The sequence below is a fragment of the Bacillus sp. AL-1R genome (assembly GCF_052180195.1).
In the GTDB taxonomy this organism is placed as follows: domain Bacteria; phylum Bacillota; class Bacilli; order Bacillales; family Bacillaceae_G; genus Gottfriedia.
Genome location: NZ_CP197469.1, coordinates 762,070 through 776,993, shown reverse-complemented (window position 1 = coordinate 776,993; position 14,924 = coordinate 762,070). Strand labels below are relative to the sequence as shown.

General features: G+C 32.6%; 13 protein-coding genes. 4 read left to right on the top strand and 9 right to left on the bottom strand.

What is annotated here, in order from left to right; all coding sequences use genetic code 11:
* Nucleotides 1-198 precede the first annotated feature (198 nt).
* The 3 genes from mprF to ACSBO6_RS03630 all read left to right on the top strand — a co-directional run bounded on the left by mprF (nucleotide 199) and on the right by ACSBO6_RS03630 (nucleotide 3,819).
* A complete protein-coding gene (gene mprF / locus ACSBO6_RS03640; RefSeq protein WP_498844167.1) occupies nucleotides 199-2,721 on the top strand; it encodes a bifunctional lysylphosphatidylglycerol flippase/synthetase MprF in 2,523 nt (840 codons plus the stop codon).
* A gap of 199 nt (nucleotides 2,722-2,920) precedes the next feature.
* A complete protein-coding gene (locus ACSBO6_RS03635; RefSeq protein ID WP_098845470.1) occupies nucleotides 2,921-3,373 on the top strand; it encodes a MarR family winged helix-turn-helix transcriptional regulator in 453 nt (150 codons plus the stop codon).
* Between the two features lie 26 nt (nucleotides 3,374-3,399).
* Nucleotides 3,400-3,819, top strand: a complete 420-nt coding sequence (locus ACSBO6_RS03630) for an organic hydroperoxide resistance protein (RefSeq protein ID WP_098845469.1) — start codon at nucleotides 3,400-3,402, stop codon at nucleotides 3,817-3,819.
* 118 nt (nucleotides 3,820-3,937) lie between these two features.
* Here the strand turns inward: ACSBO6_RS03630 and ACSBO6_RS03625 are convergent, their stop codons facing one another.
* The 3 genes from ACSBO6_RS03625 to ACSBO6_RS03615 are packed head-to-tail and all read right to left on the bottom strand — an operon-like array spanning nucleotide 3,938 to nucleotide 6,793.
* Nucleotides 3,938-4,738, bottom strand: coding sequence for an ABC transporter ATP-binding protein (locus tag ACSBO6_RS03625; RefSeq protein WP_098845468.1), 801 nt, complete (start codon nucleotides 4,736-4,738; stop codon nucleotides 3,938-3,940).
* A gap of 4 nt (nucleotides 4,739-4,742) precedes the next feature.
* Nucleotides 4,743-5,795: a FecCD family ABC transporter permease gene (locus ACSBO6_RS03620; RefSeq protein ID WP_142339196.1), complete on the bottom strand. Its 1,053-nt coding sequence runs from the start codon at nucleotides 5,793-5,795 to the stop codon at nucleotides 4,743-4,745.
* Nucleotides 5,792-6,793 carry a FecCD family ABC transporter permease gene (locus tag ACSBO6_RS03615; RefSeq protein WP_098845467.1) on the bottom strand — a complete coding sequence of 334 codons (1,002 nt, stop codon included), beginning with the start codon at nucleotides 6,791-6,793 and terminating at the stop codon, nucleotides 5,792-5,794. The genes ACSBO6_RS03620 and ACSBO6_RS03615 overlap by 4 nt, the downstream gene beginning before the upstream one ends.
* Before the next feature lie 167 nt (nucleotides 6,794-6,960).
* Between ACSBO6_RS03615 and ACSBO6_RS03610 the strand changes: the two genes are divergently transcribed.
* Complete coding sequence (locus tag ACSBO6_RS03610) at nucleotides 6,961-7,920, top strand: ABC transporter substrate-binding protein (protein ID WP_098845466.1); 960 nt, start codon at nucleotides 6,961-6,963, stop codon at nucleotides 7,918-7,920.
* A 97-nt stretch (nucleotides 7,921-8,017) separates the two neighbouring features.
* Here the strand turns inward: ACSBO6_RS03610 and ACSBO6_RS03605 are convergent, their stop codons facing one another.
* The 6 genes from ACSBO6_RS03605 to ACSBO6_RS03580 all read right to left on the bottom strand — a co-directional run bounded on the left by ACSBO6_RS03605 (nucleotide 8,018) and on the right by ACSBO6_RS03580 (nucleotide 14,240).
* Nucleotides 8,018-8,557: a GNAT family N-acetyltransferase gene (locus tag ACSBO6_RS03605; RefSeq protein ID WP_098845465.1), complete on the bottom strand. Its 540-nt coding sequence runs from the start codon at nucleotides 8,555-8,557 to the stop codon at nucleotides 8,018-8,020.
* Between the two features lie 227 nt (nucleotides 8,558-8,784).
* Entirely contained in the window at nucleotides 8,785-9,486 is a 702-nt protein-coding gene (locus tag ACSBO6_RS03600) for a response regulator (protein WP_098845479.1), read from the bottom strand.
* Nucleotides 9,452-11,086: an ATP-binding protein gene (locus ACSBO6_RS03595; protein WP_498844166.1), complete on the bottom strand. Its 1,635-nt coding sequence runs from the start codon at nucleotides 11,084-11,086 to the stop codon at nucleotides 9,452-9,454. Before ACSBO6_RS03595 ends, ACSBO6_RS03600 begins: the two co-directional genes overlap by 35 nt.
* 67 nt (nucleotides 11,087-11,153) lie before the next feature.
* Nucleotides 11,154-12,659, bottom strand: coding sequence for a tripartite tricarboxylate transporter permease (locus ACSBO6_RS03590; RefSeq protein ID WP_483295174.1), 1,506 nt, complete (start codon nucleotides 12,657-12,659; stop codon nucleotides 11,154-11,156).
* A 45-nt stretch (nucleotides 12,660-12,704) separates the two neighbouring features.
* Nucleotides 12,705-13,157: a tripartite tricarboxylate transporter TctB family protein gene (locus ACSBO6_RS03585; RefSeq protein WP_498844165.1), complete on the bottom strand. Its 453-nt coding sequence runs from the start codon at nucleotides 13,155-13,157 to the stop codon at nucleotides 12,705-12,707.
* A 63-nt stretch (nucleotides 13,158-13,220) separates the two neighbouring features.
* A complete protein-coding gene (locus tag ACSBO6_RS03580; RefSeq protein WP_483295172.1) occupies nucleotides 13,221-14,240 on the bottom strand; it encodes a Bug family tripartite tricarboxylate transporter substrate binding protein in 1,020 nt (339 codons plus the stop codon).
* Nucleotides 14,241-14,924 lie beyond the last annotated feature (684 nt).

Here is a 14,924-nt window from a genome sequence, read left to right as displayed (position 1 = left end):
TCGAAGTCATACTTCCAATTAAATACTAATCACAAAATAGTCCTGAAAATTAAAATCTAATTAACTTTTTATCTTCAAAATAATAAGTTCCAAATTTTACATAAAACGTTCATATTCTTCTTGTTAAATAGTGGAATAATATGGAATACTAAAGTTAATACGATTATTTTTGTTGAATATTAATTTCAGGAGTGTCTTATGAATAAGATTCGGATTAGTAAAGTAGGTTTATTTAAACTATTTTTCATTTCAATATTACTTGTTACATTCATCTATGTTGGAAAAAACGTACTTTTAAATTTCGATTTTAAAATGTTCTTTAACTATATGGAGTCTCTTACATTAATTCAGTATCTTTTAATTTTTGCATTAGGTATTTTAGCCGTATCTCCGATGTTTTTATATGACTTCGTACTTGTAAGACTATTAAAATTAGATTTCAGTTTTCGAAAAACTTTAATGGTAGCTTGGCTAGCAAATACTTCCTCAAACCTAATTGGTCTAGGTGGGGTTGCAGGTACGACCATTCGAACTCTATTTTATCGAAAAGATCGAAGCGGACCCGAAATTGTGAAAGCAGTGAGTAGTGTAACAATATTCTTACTTTCTGGATTATCGATATTGAGCTTAGTTTTATTTACTGGAATATTTGATTTATCATTTTTAAATGAATATAAGTATTTATATATCGCTATAATCATTGCAATTTGTTATTTCCCGGTTATGTTTTTAATCGTTTATTTAAAACGTAATTTTTTCTCGGAGAATTTTTCCGCTAAATATATGTTTTCACTAGTTGTCATTTCCTTATGTGAATGGACTTTTATTTTATTATTCATCTACTTCATTTGTTTATTTTTACAGATCGACATTTCAATCATAGAGGTATTACCTGTTTTTTTAGTAGCGTCTGTTGCAGCACTTTTAAGTATGATTCCAGGGGGACTTGGATCTTTTGACTTTATTTTCTTATTAGGTTTTACATACTTTGGAATCGACAAGGAAACGACACTTCTTGTTTTGTTAATTTATCGTTTCAGTTATTTCTTTTTCCCGTTTGCTTGCGGTATTATTTTAGCTCTTAAATTATTATGGAATAAAATAAATCAATCATTTAATAATATTCCAAATCAAATTTCAACCTATTTAGGGCATAAACTTTTAACGATTTTAGTATTTTTATCTGGCGTTATTCTATTAGTTTCGGCTGCTGTTCCAAGCATGCTTTTAAGAATTAGTCTTTTAAATTTAATTTTACCTTCAACAATTATTAATATTTCACATTTAATTTCAGTCACAGCAGGCTTTACATTGTTAGGACTCTCACGTGGAATTGATTATAAAGATAAAAGAGCATGGTATATTACGCTATTTATGCTAATTGTTGGGGCAGTTACAACGTATTCTAAAGGATTAGATTATGAAGAAGCCCTCTTTGTATTAGTAGTTGCATTTATATTATTTATTTCAAAAAAACAATTTTATAGAGAAAGCTTTGTTTTAACATGGGGTAAGCTTATTGTTGATAATTTTATTTTATTCTTCTTTTTAGGTAGTTATTTACTTATTGCTTATATCAATCTACCTCAAACAAATGTCAAAATACCTGCTAAATATTTACCTTATATACTTGTTAATTCGAGGGATATCGTTATTAGTGCAGTTCTTGGTTTTGCAGCTGCTTTACTATTTTTTTATATCGCATTTTTTAAAGTGAAAAGAAAACAATTTGAATTTATTAATACGAAGGATCAAGAAGAAAAAATAAAAGAACATTTTAATCAGTATGGTGGCACAGAGCTTTCACATTTGGTTTTTTTACATGATAAATATTTATTTTGGGCTCAAGATGAGACTGTATTATTTATTTTTCAGCCATATGCAGACAAATTAGTTATTTTAGGTGATCCGGTTGGTGATAAATCTCGTTTATATCCTGCTATTGAGGAATTATTAAATTATGCTGATCAATTTGGGTATACACTTGTCTTCTACCAAGTAAACTCGAATTCACTATCTTATCTACATGAAAACGGATTTGATTTCTTTAAACTTGGTGAAGAAGGATTCACTGATATTTCAACATTCTCTTTATCAGGAAAACATAATAAAGGTATACGGGCACTCTATAATAAGTTTGAACGCGAAGAATATAGTTTTGAAATGATTGAACCACCTTTTTCAAATGAGTTCTTTACTGAATTAAAGAATTTATCACAAGAGTGGCTGAAAGGACGTAAGGAAAAAGGGTTTTCGCTTGGCTATTTTGATGAGGATTATATCAAACTTGCGCCTGTAGCGATTATTAAAAATAATGAAGATAAAATGATTGCTTTTGCATCGATTATGCCGAACTATAATGAGCATACGATTTCAATTGATTTAATGCGTCATAGAGTTGACGCTCCAAAAGGAATTATGGACTATATGTTTGTTAACTTAATTGAATGGTTTAAGACTAGAAATTTTCATTATTTTAATGTTGGTATGACACCTTTAGCAAATGTTGGTATATCTAAATTTTCATTTACAAGTGAGAAAATTGCTGCGCAAATTTATCAATATGGACAATTTTTATATCACTTTCAAGGTTTAAGAAGTTTTAAAGAAAAATATGTTAATTCTTGGACGCCGAAGTTTTTGGCCTATCATAAAAAGACATCATTACCAATTACAATGCTACAAATAACTTCATTAATTTCTAGGTCTAGAAAAAATTAAATAGATAGCCAGTTAATGTAATGAACATTGACTGGCTTTTTTATTGTGAATAAGCCTACTTCAAACCTATTCAATTAATAATGAAAATAAATAAATTGGTAAAAAATAATAATTATTATTGCTTGCAAAACTATTTCTTATGAATTATTATTGTGTCATATTAAATTGTGCACAACTAATATAAAAGGATGTTGATTAAATGAATAAAGAAAATAAGCTTTTGCTTGAAAATCAATTATGTTTTTCAATTTATGCATGTTCCCGGGAGATTACTAAATTATATCGGCCAATCTTAGATGAGATCGGCATAACATATCCACAATATCTTGCATTGCTTTCACTTTGGGAGAAGGACCAACAAACTGTGAAAGAACTTGGGGAGACTCTTTTTTTAGACTCTGGAACTCTTACACCAATGCTTAAAAGAATGGAATCTGCGGGCCTTATTTTCCGTAAACGTGATTCAAGTGATGAGAGAAAAGTATTTATTACATTAACTGAAGAAGGAACTAAATTAAAAGAAAAAGCTTACTGTATACCGGAGAAGTTTTTCGAGGAAAGCGATGCTACTCAAGAGGAAATTTTAACATTATTAAACCAAACAAAAGCATTATTAAAAAAAGTTCAAACTGCAAATGAAAATAAGAAATAGATAATTTATATTAAGGAGAGATCGTAATGGAAAAATTATATACTGCTACAGCAACTGCAACAGGTGGACGAGACGGAAGAGTTATTTCATCAGATGATTTTATTAATTTATCACTGAAACCACCAGTCGAACTAGGCGGACCCGGTGGAGCAACAAATCCAGAACAACTTTTTGCTGCTGGCTATTCTGCTTGCTTTGACAGTGCTTTAAATTTAGTAGCTCGTAATCAAAAAATTAAACTAGAATCGACATCAGTAACTGCAAACATAACAATCGGTAAAGACCCTGCTGATGGTGGATTCAAATTAGCTGCTCAACTTGATGTAAAAGTACAAGGTGTTCCAACAGAAGTAGCTGTAGAACTAGTAAAAGCAGCCCACGGCGTTTGCCCATATTCAAAGGCAACTAAAGGTAATATGGATGTACAATTACGAGTAATCGGATAATATTTTGCATAAAGTGAGTAGAAAAAGTTTTGACTTACCCCTTCTCCTCTTTACTTATATTTGTTCGATTCTTACTAAATGAAAGGTGCCCTATTTAAGGACACCTTTTTTAAATTGATTAAATTATTTTTCTACCTCGTCCATGAGGTATGCAAAGTGGCGTTCCGAATAATGGATCCTTCACGATATCACAGTTCATACAAAAAACATCACAGATTAAGTTCTGATTAATGATTTTTTCTGGGTCTCCTTGTGCGTAAACTTCGCCATTTGAAATCGCGACAACATTGTGTGCATAACGACATGCTAGGTTTATATCATGTAATACCATAACAATTGTACGCTGTTCTTTTTCATTCAATTCGTAAAGTAAGTCTAAAATTTCGATTTGATGTGTTAAGTCCAAATATGTTGTTGGCTCATCCAATAAAATTGTATCCGTATCTTGAGCCAATGTCATCGCAATCCAAGCACGTTGACGTTGACCACCAGATAATGAATCGACTAATTGATCCTTTAATTCATACATATTTGTAATTTTTAAAGCATTATTTACTTTCTCTTCATCTTCCTTTGACCATTGTTTTAACCAAGTTTGATAAGGATATCTTCCTTGTTTTACTAATTGAAAAACGGTTAAACCTTCTGGTGCAACAGGGCTTTGAGGAAGTATTGAAAGATTACGTGCAATTTCCTTTGTAGGTCGCTTACTTATTTCTTTACCATCAAGTAAGATGGTTCCGCTTTTAGGTTGAAGTAATCTTGCAAGTGAACGAAGTAATGTTGATTTTCCGCACCCATTGGCCCCAATTAAGACTGTGATTTTCCCTTTTGGAACTTGAAAATTTAATTCGTTTATAATTGTACGATCCTCATATGATAACGTTAATTTTTCTGTTTCGATTGCGCTCGTTGACATCTCATCACCTTTTTCCAGTCTTAAATAATAAATAGATAAAATATGGTGCACCAATTACGGCAGTAAAGACACCCGCAGGTATTTGGATGGGACTAAACACCGTTCTTCCAATTGTATCAGCCACTAATACCATGATTGCACCGATTATTCCGGATAAGGGAATCAATGCACCGTAAGAAGCACCAACTATTTTCCGAGCAATATGAGGTGCAATTAATCCAACAAATGCGATTGCTCCTGCAAATGCAACTGCACCAGCTACTAATGCTGTACTTATAAATAACAAAATTAAGCGATTTTTTTCTACTTGAACTCCTAAGCTTGTTGAAACTTCATCTCCAAGTTGTTGTGTATTGATATGTCTAATAAACGATAAAGCTAACACGATAAAAACAAGTGTCCAGACTGTAATGATTTTAACCTGCTCCCAGTTCGCTCCATAAACGCTTCCTGTTAACCACATATTTGCTTCAGTCGCTCTAAAAATAGGTCCAATAATCATAAAGAATGAAGTTGTGGCCTGAGCTAGTGCTGAAAATCCAACTCCTACTAAAACTAATCTTAATGGCTTTAATTCCCCATCCTTATAAGCAAAAGCATAAACAAATACTAAACTGATAATAGCACCGATAAATGCCGCTAATGGTAGCCATTTTATACTGACTGTTAATTGATTCGTACGATCATTACTAAAAATGGCTAAAAATAAAACAACGGTAGCTCCTGCTCCACCAGTTATCCCAAGAATATCTGGAGAGGCTAATGGATTTCTAACTAACCCTTGAAGAATCGCTCCGGCGATCGCTAAAGAAATCCCAGCAAAAATGGCAATGATGATTCGTGGCATTCGAAATGCTTGAATAAATAATTCATCTATTTTTTCCCCTTCACCAAAAATAACAGATAATACTTTTGGAACAGAGATATAACGATCACCTAGCGTTAAGCTGACGATAAATGAACTGATCAGTAAAAGAAGTGCAATGATTAAAACGGAAAATGATCGTTTATTAAAAAGTTGTGAAAAGTACTTGTTTCTTACTTTGATCATGCTCATTTTACTGTACCGCCTTTTCTTGCTAAGTATATAAAAAATGGTGCACCAATTACTGCGGTCATTATACCAACTGGCGTTTCTTCTGGCATTAAAATATAACGTGAACCTACGTCAGCTAAAAGAAGTAAAATCGCTCCGAAAATACCGCAAAATGGAATCATCCAACGATAATCGTTTTTAACAAACATTCTAACGATTTGAGGAACAATTATTCCAATTAATCCTATTGGTCCTGCTATACTTACAGCACCACCTGCTAGAATGATAACTAATACAACTAAAGTCATTTTTAATAAAGCTGTATTTTGCCCTAAAGCTCTTGATACATCTTCTCCTAACATAAATGTATTAATCTTTCCACCAAGTGCAAGTGAAACCATCCAAGCTATCACGATATATGGAAGTACTATTTGTAAAGAATCAAGTGAACGACCTTGTACTGAACCCGCTAGCCAAAATAGTACTTGCTCTAATGCCACTTCATTCGTTACTAGTAAGCCTTGGGTTACTGAGCTGAACATAGCTGCAATTGAAACACCAGCTAAAGTAATTTTCAATGGTGTCGCTCCGTCTTTTCCTATTGAACTTAACCCAAATACAAATATCGCTGATAATGTAGCTCCTATAAATGAAAGCCATATAGTCGCATTAGGTGATTGTAAATGAAAAAATGTAATACTAAGTACAATTAACATCGAGGCACCAGCGTTAATTCCTAAAACGCTCGGTGATGCTAGAGGATTTTTAGTTAATACTTGCATAAATAAACCAGCGATTGCTAAACTTGCTCCTACTATTGAAGCAATGATCGCTCTTGGAACCCGAACATTTTGAATAATTAACTGTTCATTAGACCCATCAAATTTTGTAAATGAATGGATTAAACTTGTAAAACTTGTATCCGTATAACCTAGTAAAATACTAGAGAAAAAACAAATTATTAATAATAAAATGCAAGCTACTAATAAGAAAGCCCTTGATCTTGGATGAATAAGCATTATTTATCTCCTACTATTCTATTCTCTTCTTTTAGTCTAAATGATGTGAATTATCAAGTCAATGAGAATGGTTTTCATTTTCTTATTGACTTTTAATCAATTCTTAATCTATAATACTATTTATCAAGATAAATGATAATCATTATCAACTAAAGGGAGACCATTCTATGAAAAAACTAAAATTTTCTTCACTAATTGCTCTATTTATTGCAGCAATTATGGTATTAGGTGCATGTGGCACTAAAAAATCAGATGAAGCTTCTAGTAAAGAAAGTAAAAAATCAAATACAGTTGCGATTGAGCATGCAATGGGTACGACAAAAGTTCCTGTTAATCCAAAAAGAGTCGTTATTTTAACAAACGAAGGAACTGAAGCTTTATTAGCATTAGGTGTAAAACCAGTTGGTGCTGTAAAATCATGGTCAGGAAATCCTTGGTACGATCATATCTCTAAAGATATGGATGGTGTTGAAGTTGTAGGTTTGGAAAGTGAAGTTAACCTTGAGAAAATCGCTGGATTAAAACCTGATTTAATCATCGGTAATAAAATGCGTCAAGAAAAAGTGTATGAACAATTAAGTGCTATTGCTCCAACAGTTTTCGCTGAAACATTACGTGGAGATTGGCAAGAAAACTTTAAATTCTATGCGAAAGTTTTAAACAAAGAAGAACAAGGCAATAAAGTATTAGCTGATTATACAAAACGTGTTGATGATCTAAAAGCTGATTTAGGCGATAAAGTAAATCAAAAAATTTCAATGGTACGTTTTATGGGTGCAGATGTACGAATCTATCACCAAGATACATTCTCTGGTGTCATTCTTAAACAATTAGGATTCCAACGTCCTGAAGAACAAAATGCTCCAGATTTTGCTGAAAAAGGTGTAACAAAAGAACGTATTCCAGCGATGGATGGAGACTACCTATTCTACTTTACATTTGATGACGGTAAAGAGTCTGGATCTCAGCTTGAAAAAGAATTTACAGAAGATCCTTTATTTAAAAAATTAAATGCTTCTAAAAACGGACATGTAATGAAAGTAAGTGACACAATTTGGAACACTGCAGGTGGAATCAAGGCTGCTTATTTAATGTTAGATGATATTGAGAAGACTTTTACTAAATAATACAATTTAAAAAGGTTTACCTTTATTGTCAGATTGAATGACAATTTAGGTAAACCTTTTTTTATTTTAAGACGCGATATTTCCCTACAATGCTTGATTATCCCGCTTTCCCTGCATTTTCAGCATCTTCTGCCATTAGTGTAAGCATCATATGTTCTTGGTCCCAATATTCATTGTTTAATTTTAAACTATTAGGGGTTTTAGCAAATGTTTTGAATCCTAGTTTTTCATATAGTTTTTTTGCTGTTTCATTTCCTTCTACGATATTAACTGTAAGTTGTTCGAGTCCTAAGCTTTTTGCTAAGTGGATCGCTTCTTCAATTAGAAGAATGCCTGCCCCCATTTTTCTAGCGCTAGTCGAAACATAGACAGACTCAATTTTTCCTTTATGCTCTGCTTTAACCTTTTCATATGTTTTTAAAGTTGCTACTCCAATTAATTGACCTTTGTCAGTAAATGCACCAATCGTATAATTTTTATCTTTATCTAATATTTCTGCTTTGTATTCAATAGGGTCATCTTGATCAAGTATTTCATCCATCGTTGTAATAAATACTTCAGGATTCTCTTTTAAGCCTTCTAAACGAATATTAAGATAGATTTCTGCATCTTCTTTAGTTAATAAACGTATTTTCATAATTATCCCTCCGTAATTGCTCCAAAATATATTCTATATAACAAGTGTAAGGTTTTCAACGCTTTCAAAAACCAAACTCTCATAAACTTACACTGTCATAAACTTGTAAAAATCATAAAAAAACGCTTGTATACCAAGCGCTTAGACGATCCCACTATCATGATTTTTCACAATTCCTGTTACAGAAATGTTAGGTTTGTCATAGTCATTAAGGATACTTAAATAATCTAGTTTTTTATTAAATAAACTCTTTCTGGCCTTCCAATCGTTCCATACGCTAAATCCGCTAATACTTTTCCTTCAGATACTAGATATTCTAAATATCTCCTGGCAGTAGTTCGACTAACGCCAATTTCTAGCCCTATATTCTCAGCAGTCATTCCTTTATGAACTTCTTTTATCGCGAATAACACTTTATCTAAAGTAAGTTTATCAATTCCTTTAGGATATATACTTTGCTCCTCAATGATTGAATTATTTTTGCCGATAAGACCGTCTATTTCATCTTGAGTCAAATAAGCACTTTTTAATTGTAGGCTTTTCACTTTATTTGAATAACTTGCATAACGAATTAGAGACTTTTTTAAACGTTCAAAAATGACTGGCTTAATAATAAAATCAAATACCCCATAATGTAAGGCCTTATTAACTGAATCAATTTCTTTAGCTGCTGTAATCATAATTACATCTGCCAAAATTGAATGTTTCTTCATCCATTTTAAAAAATCTAAGCCATTCATATCCGGAAAATAAACATCTAATAATACTAGCTGCGGTTTGAGAATTTCAATTAAATCAACTGCTTCTTCGTAATTAGTTGCAATACCCATTACACTAAATCCTTCTATTCTTTCAATAAATCGCTGATGAATCTCTGCAATTCTACTATCATCTTCAACTATTAACACTTCTATTAAATTCTTTTTCATCATATCTGTTACTCTCCTTTTGGCGTTTCGGAATGGCAACAATAAATGTAGTTCCCCCATGTTCGTTTGAATGAAAAGTAATTTGTCCGTTTAATTTATTGAGTAATTTTTGGACTAGGTGAAGACCGATCCCTGAATTTTTAGATTGCTCCTTAGTAGAAATTCCATATTCAAATATCTCATTAATTAGTTCTTCAGGAATTCCATTTGCATTATCCTCAATTTCAATCACTAAATCCTCACCTAAGTCAGTAAGAAATAGTGAAACAAGCTTTTCAGATTTATTTGTTTCTAATACTGCCTCGAATGCGTTATTTAATAAATTTCCGATAATTGTTATTAAATCTTCCTTGTTAATTTCTTTTGGAACATCTGCAAAACTACTATTATAATCAATGTTAAAATCTACTTTTAACTCATTAGCTAAACTTATTTTTCCTAAAAGAAGTCCTGCAACGACTGGGTCTGAAATTTCTTCCATAATAAAATGGATAATATTTTGAGTTATATTTGATTCCTTTGAAATTAACTCAATCGCTTCTTGATAAGATTCCAATTGTATTAAGCCTAAAATTGTATGTAACTTATTTGAGTATTCATGTGCTTGTGCTCTAAGGCCCTCTGAATATGCTTTTATTTGCGATAGTTCATTTAACAATTTATTCAGTTCTGATTTTTCCCTAAAGGTAGTGACTGCGCCAACAATTTTAGAATTCATTCCAACGATCGGAATACAATTAATAATCATTATTTTTTCATTTATTAAAAACTCTAAATCATAAATTGGCTGACCAGTTTCAACTACTTTCTTCAAATGTGAATTGTGCAAAATGTCTTCTATTTTTAATCCTCTAAGCTTTATATTATTTGGAATAGAAAGTACTTTATGAGCATTTTCATTTACGACCGTAATCTCTCCGTATTCATCAATCGCTATGATCCCTTCATGAATAGATTCTAAAATAGCGTGCTTTTCTTTGTACATCCTTCCAATTTCTTTCGGCTCCAATCCGAATATCGATTTTTTAATATTAAACGAAATTAAAAAAGCTACCCCTATTCCAAGTAGTAATATAACAATACTATTTTTTATTAGTTTTTTGCTAAAAGCATTTGCCTCATGATCGATATCTTTTATTAAGTAACCTACAGAAACAACTCCGATTACGTTACCATCATCATCAATAATAGGAGTTTTTCCCCTTAAAGAAGGGCCAAGTGTACCGGTCGATTCGGATACGATTTCCTGTCCCTTAAATACTTTATCATTATCTCCACCAACCATTTTCTGACCTATTAGTAATGAATTTGGATGTGAATAACGTATTTCATTTTTATTCCCAACAACAATAAATTCCGCTCCAACTTTCTTTCGGATTTTTTCAACAATTGGCTGAATGATTCCTGATGGATTTTCACTTGAAAATGCTTCACGAACTTCTGGCATATTTGCTACTGTTTGAGAAATGGCCAAGGCCTTTAATCCCTTTTCATGTTTAAGGTTTTTTAAAAACATTTCTTGAGATACTATTTCAAAAACACTACTAATAACTAAAATGAGAACAGAAATAAAGATGATTAGCTTATAATGTAAACGCATAATATTTCTCCTTATATTTTTATAATAATCAAAAAACTCCTTTTATTAAAGGAGTTTTGTTAGAAATTTAAGCTTCTACATTAATAACTACTTCCTTACCCTTCATTTTAATAATAATTGGAATGAGGATCCAAAGTAATCCAATTATTAAAAATGCTAATGAAATAGGATGAGTAAAGAAAATACGATAATCACCATTTGATACAGTTAAAGCTCTTCTTAAATTATTCTCAATCATTGGACCTAAAACGATTCCTAATACTAGTGGTGCGATTGGAAAATCATTTTTTGAAAGGAAATATCCGAAAATACCACATGCTATTAATAGAAGTAAATCATTTACTGATACTTGTACAGCATAAACACCAAATATTGAAATAGCTACAATTAGTGGCAATAAGTATTTCTTTGGTGTTTGTATAATCTTTGCAAATATTTTTACTAAAGGCATGTTTAAGATGATCAGCATAACATTACCAATAAACATACTCGCAATTAATCCCCAAGCAACATCAGGATGTTCATCGAAAAGAAGTGGTCCCGGTTGTATGTTATACATCATTAAAGCACCCATTAGGATTGCTGTTGTTCCTGAACTTGGAATCCCTAAAGTTAATAAAGGAATCATCGCCCCTCCAGACGCTGCATTGTTTGCTGACTCAGGAGATGCAACACCAGCAATTGTACCAGTACCAAATTTTTCAGGCGTTTTACTAACCTTCTTTTCTAAAATATAAGCAAAAAATGAAGCTAAAATTGCACCTGCTCCTGGTAATAAACCGACGAAAAATCCTAATATAGAACCTCTAGCGATCGGTGCTGCACTTTCTTTTAATTCTTCTTTAGAAGGTAATAAATTATTAATCTTTGCCATCTCGCCATCTTCAGCTTCATTTTCAATAATTGTTTTAAATACTTCCCCTAAAGCAAATAGTCCTACAGCCACTGTTAAAAATTCTAACCCTTGATAAAGCCAAGGAATGTCATATGTAAAACGAGAAACTCCTGATACAGAATCGATTCCTATTGTAGCTAGTAATAGTCCGAGGATTGTCATAATTAATGCTTTTGTTACTGACTTTCCTGCTAATCCACTTACTGCACATAAACCAAGAAGCATTAATGAAAAGTATTCTGCTGGACCGAACTTAATTGCTAATGCAGATAATGGTTTTGCTAATACAATTAGTGCAATGAGAGTAAAGATTCCTGCCACAAATGAGCCAATAGCTGCGATTGACAAAGCACTTCCCGCTCTACCTTTTTTGGCCATTTGATAGCCATCTAAAGTCGTCACTACCGAGGAAGATTCCCCCGGAGTGTTTAATAGAATTGATGTAGTAGAACCACCATACATAGCCCCATAATATACACCAGCTAATAAAATAATTGCACTGCCTGCTGCTTGCTCAGGTCCTAAAAAACCAGTTACCGAAGCAGTAACAGGTATTAATAGAGCGACACCACTCATTGGCCCAATACCAGGTAATACCCCTACTGCTGTACCAATTAATACACCAGCAAAAGCAAACAATAAGTTATACCATGTAAATGCAGTTTCAAACCCCTGCATTAAATATTGAAAAGTACTCAAGTTAATACTCTCCCTTCTTTTTTCTTAAAACCAGATTGACCAAACAGGTAACGTACCTTTTAAAACATCCACAAAAATAAAATAAATAATGAAAGAATAACCTAATGAAATTGAAAGAGATTTTATCCGGTTACCGCGCTCCATTGTTTGAATGGCAACAATTAGGAATAAAGATGAACTAATAATAAAACCGATTTTCTCAAGTAAAAGTGCATAAAGAATTGCTGAAATTAGGATAATAAAAAATTGCTTATAATGATATTGAACTGCTTCCTTTTCTTTTTCCTTATAAGAAAATGTTTCGTAAAATAACCTACAACTTAATAAAGAAAGCGCACAGCCAAGCATAAAAGGAAAAACGTTCGGACCAACTACACTTCCATAGGCAGTGGCTGCTATACTTCGACTCTCTAAAATAAAAGTAATACCCGTAATAAGAAAAATGATAGCTGCTAATCGATCAAATTTTTTATTCATATATCTCACCTCATTATGTTCAATAATGGAAAAGAAGGAGTATGATCCCCTTCTTTTTTTCAGTTATTTACTCATGCCTAAAGCTTTTAATAAATCTTGAACTTGCGTTTCTTGTTCTGATAAGAATGAGCTAAATTCTTTACCATCTTTATATTCCGACTGCCAACCTTGCTTTTCTACCTCTTCTTTCCATTCTTTTGTCTCAACTAATTTTGAAATTGTTTTTTCCCAATATGAGTATGCTTCCTTCGACATTTTCTCCGGTCCAAAAACCCCACGCCAAATGATAAACTCAGCATCTATTCCTTGTTCTTTAGCTGTTGGAAACTTAGATAATACATCCCCTTGCAAACGCTCTGGTGATGTTACTGCCAAAACTTTAACTTTACCTGATTTAACAAACTCAAGCGTACTAGAAATATCAGTCGAAATGGCATCTGCATTATTACCTAATAATGCTGTGATTGCCTCTGAGCCACCATCATAGGATACATACTTAATTTTCGTAGGATCAATACCGTATTTATAAGCTGGTAAAATTCCAATCAAATGATCCATAGACCCTGGAGCAGACCCTCCAGCTAAAGTAATCTTCTTCGGATTCTTTTTAATATCATCTAAAAGTGATTTTAAATCTTTATACTTAGAATCAGCTTTTACAACAATTGCACCATAATCCTTTGTTAACTGAGCTAAAGGTGTACTATTTTTATAGCCGTAAGGACTATTCCCCTCTTTTTTCAAGTTGTTAATAATGATAGGTGGTGAATTTACGAATAATTTTTCATTATTGGCAATATCCTGTGTAGCATACTCAGCCATGAATACTGTACCGCCACCACCTGGTTTATTTTCTACAGTCATAGGTTCTTTAACAAGTTTTGTTTCACTTAAAACTTTAGTGAACGACCTAGCTGTCAAATCCCATCCGCCGCCAGCTCCTGATGGTGCTACAACCGAAATTGCCTTATTAGGATAAGAAGAGTTATTGCTTCCTGTTGATACACTATTACTTTTACATGCAGCTAGACTTACAGCAATTAAAGAAGTCATTACAAACAAACTAGTCTTTTTAAATTTCACCTATAGTTCCTCCCCTTTTTGGAAACGCTTTCTAATACAAGTATTATAGTTTAATAATTCTGAAAAAAGTTTTTATGAACGTTAAATACGTAAAGTCCATTAAAACTATTTTGTTCATAAAAACCACGATTAAGAAAACCCACGAATCGGCGAGCTTTTAGGCGAAAACAGATGCCTTTCTAAAGTTTGTTATTGGGTCGGGAAAGAAGACGAAATTTATTAAGGGTTCTTGAGGAAGTATTTACGTTAGATTTTCAAAATTACTTCCTCGTAGCAGGTTCATGGGGAACTATTTACCGCGGTTTTTCAAAATTACTTCCTCTTAACAGGTTCATGGGGAACTATTTTCGCTAATTCTTGAATATTACTTCCCCATAACGGGTTCATGAGGAACTATCTTCGCTGGATTTTCAAAGTTACTTCCTCTTAACAGGTTCATGAGGAATTATCTTAGCTGGATTTTCAAAATTACTTCCCCATAACAGGTCCATGGGGAATTATCTTAGCTGGATTTTCAAAATTACTTCCCCATAACAGGTTCATGAGGAACTATCTTCGCTAGATTTTCAAAATTACTTCCCCTTAACGGGTTCATGAGGAACTATCTTCGCTGGATTTTCAAAGTTACTTCCCCATAACGGGTTCATGAGGAATTACCTTCGCTGGATTTTCAAAGTTACTTCC